Raw genomic sequence first — 6,483 nt, 5'->3', positions numbered from 1 at the left:
CGTCGGGCTCATAACCCGAAGGTCGTAGGTTCAAATCCTGCTCCCGCAATTTGGCTCGGTAGCTCAGTTGGTAGAGCAATGGATTGAAGCTCCATGTGTCGGCGGTTCGATTCCGTCTCGCGCCATTTTCTTTTATCATAAGCGGGTGTAGTTTAGTGGTAAAACTACAGCCTTCCAAGCTGTTGTCGCGAGTTCGATTCTCGTCACCCGCTTTGAACATTTGTTCATTACCAAGTTTTTAACTTGGGCGCGTAGCTCAGGTGGTTAGAGCGCACGCCTGATAAGCGTGAGGTCGGTGGTTCGAGTCCACTCGTGCCCATTTTGGAGAATTACTCAAGAGGCTGAAGAGGACGGTTTGCTAAATCGTTAGGTCGGGTAACTGGCGCGGGGGTTCGAATCCCCCATTCTCCGTATATGTTCGAAGTTTGAGATGGAATCTCAAACTATTTTTTATATTTTTTAGGTTTATATATATGTTCTTGAATCGTTTTTTAAAAATTTTTAGTATTTGTTTTGTTATATTAGTTTCAGGAATTTTATTTCTTTTTCCATCTGTTCGTAATGTGATTGTCTTAAAATCTTCAGATATGCTATCAAGTATTGACAGGGTTGTATCATTTCCGTTTGTTTTTTTAGAATCAAAGTCAAATGATTTTAAGGATTTATCTAGACTGAACGATGAAAATAATTCTTTAAAATTTACTCTTTACCAACATGATGTCGATCGATCAAAACTCAAGCGTCTTGAAATAGAAAATAAGGAATTAAAAGATTTGTTCGATATTAAAAATTCTGTATCAGGATCTAATCAAGTAGTTGCTGAAATTGTTGATAGAAGTTATCGTTCATGGGATCAAGAATTTATTATTGATAAAGGAATTTCAGATGGAGTTTCAGATTCCATGTTTGTGCTTACTTCTGGTGGGGTAATTGGCTTGGTGGAAAGTGTTGAAAAGAATTCCAGTAAAGTTAAATTATTGTTTGAAGATCACGTTTCTTCACAACATTTAACACTTAAAATTGAGGGACAAGGGCAATCTATTTTTGCCTTACTTAATGGTTATGATGAGAAATCTGGTGAGTTACGTTTACTCCAAATTGGGGATCCGATTGAAATAAAAACTGGTTCCCTTGTTTCAACAAGTGGGTTAGGAAAATACAAATCAGGTGATTTACCTGTTGGTACTGTCACTTCTGTACAAAAAGCATCAGATCAATTAGGGCAAGAAATTCGAGTGAAACCGAAGGCTAATTTGGAAGTGAATCGCTTTGTAGTATTGATTGGAGACTAGTTTGAAAGTAATACGTAAGTACTATTTTTTCCCTTTAATCCTGTTCTTATCTTTATTTATTGATGGGCAAATCTCTTTTATTATTTCTCATTTGATACCAAATTCGTTACACCCTACTTCGTTTCTATTTCTATATGGGTTTGTGTTATTGACTCTCTATTTCTCTGAGATAGCAAGTATATGGTTGGGGATTTTTTTTGGTTTTTGTTTTGATGTGTATTTCTTAAATACTATTGGAATTGCCTTTCTACTGTTGCCTTTATTACAGGTGATTATTTTTCGTTGCAATCAAATCGTTCTGGCCAATCGTTTTACTCGATTTTTTACTTTTTTACTAACGATTCTATTCTTTCAATTTTTTACAAGTCTTCTGTTGCTTCTTTTCAATGGTATGAATTTTGATATGCTAGCAGTGATTGTCTACCAAATTGCACCAAGTCTTATTTTGAATTTACTTCTATTAATAGTGTTGCAACCTTTACTTGAAAAGATTTATTTATAAAGACGAAATAAAAATGTAACAATAGCGTAACATAAAATTTGAAAAATTTTGTTATACTAGTTAGTGTCTTATTAGAAAGGGAAAAAATATCTAATGAAGAAAAAATTATTTGCCACAATCTTATTAAGTACAGTTGCTTTATCACAAGGAGCTATTGTAGCTGGAGTATCAGCTGATTCTACAGACGATAAGATTGCTGCTCAAGATAGCAAAATCAATAGTATTAATCAACAACAACAAAGTGCACAAACTCAAGTTGATCAAATCCAAGGTCAAGTATCTGAAATTAAAAAACAACAGGAAGACCTTCAAGCTGAAAATGATCGTTTGAATGAAGAATCTGAAAGATTATCAGCTGAGATCGATGAGTTGTCGAAAAATATTGTTGCTCGTCAAGAATCACTTGCAAATCAAGCACGTAGTGCTCAAACAACTGGAACTGCTACAAGCTATATTAATGCGATCGTAAGCTCTGGTTCTTTAACAGAAGCTATTTCACGTATTTCTGCTATGAATGAAATCGCAGATGCTAACAACAAAATGTTGCAAGAGCAAAAACGCGATAAAGAAGATATTGCGCAGAAACAAAAAGAAAACAATGATGCAATCAATACTGTAATTGCGAATAAACAGCAATTAGAAGATGATGCACAAGCTTTATCTACAAAAGAAGCTGAGTTAAAAGTTGCACAATTAAACTTGGCAGCTGAAAAGTCTTCTGCTGAGAACGAAAAGAATGCTTTATTGCAACAAAAAGCTGAAGCTGAAAAAGCAGCAGCAGAAGCGGCAGCAGCTGAGGCAGCTTACCGTGCAAAACAAAAAGAACAGCAAGAAGCAGTGAAAGCTTCTGCCAATACGACTCTTCAAGCTCAGGTTCAAGCAGCAACTCAAACACCTGCTACAACTCAAGCGGCAGCAACAGTTCAAGCACCTGCTACAAGTCAACCAACAGCTCAACCAGCTGTTCAAACTCAGGCAGCAGCAGCTCCAGCAGCAACTACTTCTCGTCCTACTTATAGTTCATCTGCATCTTCTTATCCAGTTGGTGAATGTACTTGGGGTGCCAAGACATTGGCACCATGGGCTGGAGATTACTGGGGAAATGGTGGACAATGGGCAGCAAGCGCTGCAGCAGCAGGATTCCGTACAGGTTCTCAACCTCAAGTTGGAGCAATTGCATGTTGGAATGATGGTGGATATGGACACGTAGCGGTTGTTACAGCAGTTCAATCTACAACAAGCATCCAAGTATCTGAATCTAACTATTTAGGTGTTCGTAGCATTGGTAACTACCGTGGTTGGTTTAACCCTACAACAGCTCAAGGTACTGTTACTTATATCTATCCTAACTAAACTAAGAAATTTTTGAAGCGGGACCCTGGTTCTGCTTCTTTTTTGTGAGAGTGGAGGTGGGATTCTTTTTCTATTTTCCATAAATTAATATTTGAATATTTGATTAAAAAGCGATAAAATGATGGTAGGAGAATTTTGTACTGAGTGTACAATATGGTTTTAGATTTTACTGGAGGAAATCATGTCATTTTCTGATTTAATGCTCTTTGCCTTGTCGTCAAATCAAGAATTGGCTCAACGTGTATCTCGTGAAATGGGATTGCCGCTTGGAAAGTCAACTGTTCGTCAATTTTCTGACGGAGAAATTCAGGTCAATATTGAAGAATCAATCCGTGGGAAAGATGTTTATATTTTACAATCTACTAGTTCACCCGTTAACGATAATCTTATGGAAATTTTGATTATGGTGGATGCGTTGAAGCGTGCAAGCGCACAATCGATTAATGTTGTGATGCCGTATTACGGTTATGCCCGTCAGGACCGGAAGGCTCGGGCCCGTGAGCCAATTACTTCTAAGTTAGTAGCTAATATGCTTGAAGTTGCAGGTGTTGATCGGTTGTTGACTATTGATTTGCATGCTGCTCAAATTCAAGGTTTCTTTGATATTCCTGTAGACCATTTGATGGGTGCTCCATTGATTGCTGATTATTTTGAACGTCGTGGAATGATTGGAAAAGACTATGTGGTTGTCAGTCCTGACCATGGTGGTGTGACTCGCGCTCGGAAGTTAGCTGAGTTTTTAAAGACTCCGATTGCAATTATTGATAAACGTCGTAGTGTTGATAAGATGAATACGAGTGAAGTCATGAACATCATTGGAAATGTTGAAGGCAAAACGTGTATCTTGATTGATGATATGATTGATACAGCTGGTACAATCTGTCATGCGGCGGATGCTCTTGCAGAAGCAGGCGCAGTTGAAGTCTATGCGAGCTGTACCCACCCTGTTCTATCTGGGCCAGCCTTAGATAATATCCAAAAATCAGCGATTAAGAAATTAGTCGTCTTGGATACGATTTATCTACCAGAAGAACGATTAATTGACAAGATTGAGCAAATTTCAATTGCTAAACTACTTGCTGAAGCAATTGTGCGTATTCATGAAAATCGACCTCTGTCCCCTCTATTTGAAACCGGAAATGCCAAAAAATGTTAACAATAAGGAGGCTGGGAAACTGGCCTCTTTTGTATAGGAGGAAGTAGAAATGGGAATCAGACAATGGTGGCAAGAGCTAAAAAAAGAAAAGAAGCGAAAAGAACTGGTCAAGTCAGCTCACGAATTAGAAGCCAAGGTAGACCCTAGTTTACCCAAGAAGAGGTTGCCAGAAAATAAGGCTGTGAAATAGGGAATACGAAGTACTCTTGCTATTACTAACTAGACTATATAAGATGTGAGAAAAGAGATAGTCGTTCCAAATGGTGATTTTTTTCTAATAAACCTCTGTTTATGAAAAATAAAATGAGTATAATATATTTATAAATCGTAATTTTGGGTATCAAATATGAAGAAATCTTAAACTTTTTTAAAAAAATCAAAAAAATGTCTTGACATAGGCAGAATATCCTAGTATACTAATCATAGTTACGAAGTAACGAATATTTTTAAACTATAAAAGGAGATAAAACAATGAAAAAAGTTTTATTATCATCAGTAGCAGCTCTTGCAGTATTTGCAGCAGCAGCTCCAGCATTCGCAGCAGATACTACAGGACGTCCAGTTTATAAAACTGAAAAAGGTGGAGACACACCTACTTTAAGTGAACTTAAAGGTGAAGCAACTCCAGCCGCACCAGCATCTGCAGCTACAGAAAAACACCCAGGTGCTACTCAAGTAGACCCAACTATCGGTAAAGGTACTCCAGTTGATAAAAAAGGTGATGTTTCTACTGCAAACTACGATGGAAACAAATTTGCTGATACATCTAAAGAATTGACTGCTGTTCCAGCTCCAGAATACTTCACACAAGGTCTTGATCTTTGGAATGGTAGCCAACATGGTACTTTCCGTACTGAAGCTGGTATCCAAACAATCGAAGTTACAAACCCACATGATGGAACTAAATGGTTGGTAGACGTTAAGGTTGAAGCTGGAGCTAATACTCCTAGCGGATTCTACGCAACAGCAGTAAGTGGTTCATTGCGTCCTGCATCTGCAGATGCTAAAGCAGCAGCTAAAGCAGCTGAAGAAAAAGCAGAAGCAGCTAAAGCTGGTAAAGATGGTAAAGCTTCATCTGCTAAAGCTGGTGAAAAATCACTTCCAAAAACTAGCGCAGTTAAATAATTTCTAATTAATTAGCTCATAAAAATATCACTGAGTCCTTGGGCTCAGTGTTATTTTTTAGAAAAAATCATTTTGAGGAGATCAATTGAATGAAAAGAGCTGGAGAAAAAACATCAAATAAATTTGCTCTTCTATTTGCTGCTATAGTAGCAATAGTTGTTATTGTAGCTGGATTTTTATTCTTTAATCCATTTGGTGGAAAAACATCTAACGCAACTAAGAAAGCAGCTTCTTCTGGTAGCAGTTCTTCTACCCAAGCTGTGAAATATGAACCTAGTCAAGAAGAAAAAGATTATCTAAAGAATCGCTTTGACCAACTAACGGCTGTTAACCCTGAAGCGATTGCTTATGTTTATGCTCCAGGTACAGAGTTGGATGAACCTGTCGTTCAAACAGGAGATAATGCAACATACTTGGATAAGACTTTTGATGGTGGGAATCAACCCTATTTGGGTACAGTCTTCATGGACACGGATAATAAGAAAGATTTTAGTGATCGTTTGACTTGGTTATTTGGTCATGCTCGTGGTAGTAAGGTTGGTGATCATCGTATGTTTAATGATGTCAACTACTATGACAAGCAAGAATACTTTGATCAACATCCGTATGTTGTCATTGAGACGCCTGAGCGCAAGTATTATTATGAAGCTATGTGCTTGGTGATTGTACCTGAAACAACTGCTTTCTATCGTACTAGCTTTGAAGACGACAAAGACTTTACGACTCAGTTGAAGAAGGTTTATGAAGATGGGCAAACTAAGAATCCAAATATCAAGATCAAGGCATCTGATAAATATTTAGTATTGTCAACTTGTCGTGAAGAGGATGAAACCATTCGTGCGAACCTCTATCTTCGTCAAATTCCTGATTCAGAAATGAAGGATTTTGTGGCGAAACATGCAGATCAATTGACATATGTGGCAACACGTGGTCAACAATAAGGATCTGAAAGACTTAGCATTGCTAAGTCTTTTTTTGTTTATCAGGATGATTGAAATATGGTTGGCCAGTGTTCACTGTTTGAAAAATGGAGGGATCTGATTGTTTTTTTGCGA

At 37.5% G+C, this 6,483-nt stretch carries 7 protein-coding genes and 4 tRNA genes; all 11 read left to right on the top strand.

All coding sequences use genetic code 11. The annotated features are described in order from the left end of the window. The first annotated feature begins 52 nt into the window (after positions 1-52). The 11 genes from QM968_RS09695 (at position 53) to srtB (ending at position 6,369) form a co-directional block, all read left to right on the top strand. Positions 53-125: transfer RNA gene (locus QM968_RS09695), tRNA-Phe, on the top strand. 16 nt (positions 126-141) lie between these two features. Beyond that, a tRNA-Gly gene (locus QM968_RS09690) sits at positions 142-212 on the top strand. A 33-nt stretch (positions 213-245) separates the two neighbouring features. After that, positions 246-319 (top strand) — tRNA-Ile (locus QM968_RS09685). A gap of 4 nt (positions 320-323) precedes the next feature. Then, positions 324-411: transfer RNA gene (locus tag QM968_RS09680), tRNA-Ser, on the top strand. Positions 412-473: 62 nt separating this feature from the next. After that, positions 474-1,292, top strand: a complete 819-nt coding sequence (mreC, locus tag QM968_RS09675; protein WP_414383717.1) for a rod shape-determining protein MreC — start codon at positions 474-476, stop codon at positions 1,290-1,292. Beyond that, positions 1,282-1,794, top strand: coding sequence for a rod shape-determining protein MreD (gene mreD, locus QM968_RS09670; RefSeq protein ID WP_414383715.1), 513 nt, complete (start codon positions 1,282-1,284; stop codon positions 1,792-1,794). The genes mreC and mreD overlap by 11 nt, the downstream gene beginning before the upstream one ends. Positions 1,795-1,887: 93 nt before the next feature. After that, positions 1,888-3,147, top strand: coding sequence for a peptidoglycan hydrolase PcsB (gene pcsB, locus QM968_RS09665; protein WP_414383713.1), 1,260 nt, complete (start codon positions 1,888-1,890; stop codon positions 3,145-3,147). 181 nt (positions 3,148-3,328) lie between these two features. Beyond that, the gene (locus QM968_RS09660) at positions 3,329-4,303 is read left to right on the top strand and encodes a ribose-phosphate diphosphokinase (protein WP_414326835.1); all 975 of its coding nucleotides are present in this window, start codon (positions 3,329-3,331) and stop codon (positions 4,301-4,303) included. Between the two features lie 49 nt (positions 4,304-4,352). Then, the gene (locus QM968_RS09655; protein WP_414326833.1) at positions 4,353-4,493 is read left to right on the top strand and encodes a hypothetical protein; all 141 of its coding nucleotides are present in this window, start codon (positions 4,353-4,355) and stop codon (positions 4,491-4,493) included. Between the two features lie 281 nt (positions 4,494-4,774). Continuing rightward, a complete protein-coding gene (locus tag QM968_RS09650; RefSeq protein ID WP_414383711.1) occupies positions 4,775-5,428 on the top strand; it encodes an LPKTxAVK-anchored surface protein in 654 nt (217 codons plus the stop codon). A gap of 89 nt (positions 5,429-5,517) precedes the next feature. Then, complete coding sequence (gene srtB, locus QM968_RS09645) at positions 5,518-6,369, top strand: class B sortase, LPKTxAVK-specific (protein WP_414383709.1); 852 nt, start codon at positions 5,518-5,520, stop codon at positions 6,367-6,369. Positions 6,370-6,483: the final 114 nt, after the last annotated feature.

The organism is Streptococcus sp. OMI870 (assembly GCF_047460295.1).
In the GTDB taxonomy this organism is placed as follows: domain Bacteria; phylum Bacillota; class Bacilli; order Lactobacillales; family Streptococcaceae; genus Streptococcus.
Note: the sequence above shows the minus strand (reverse complement) of the source record. Positions and strands in the feature narration are given on the sequence as shown.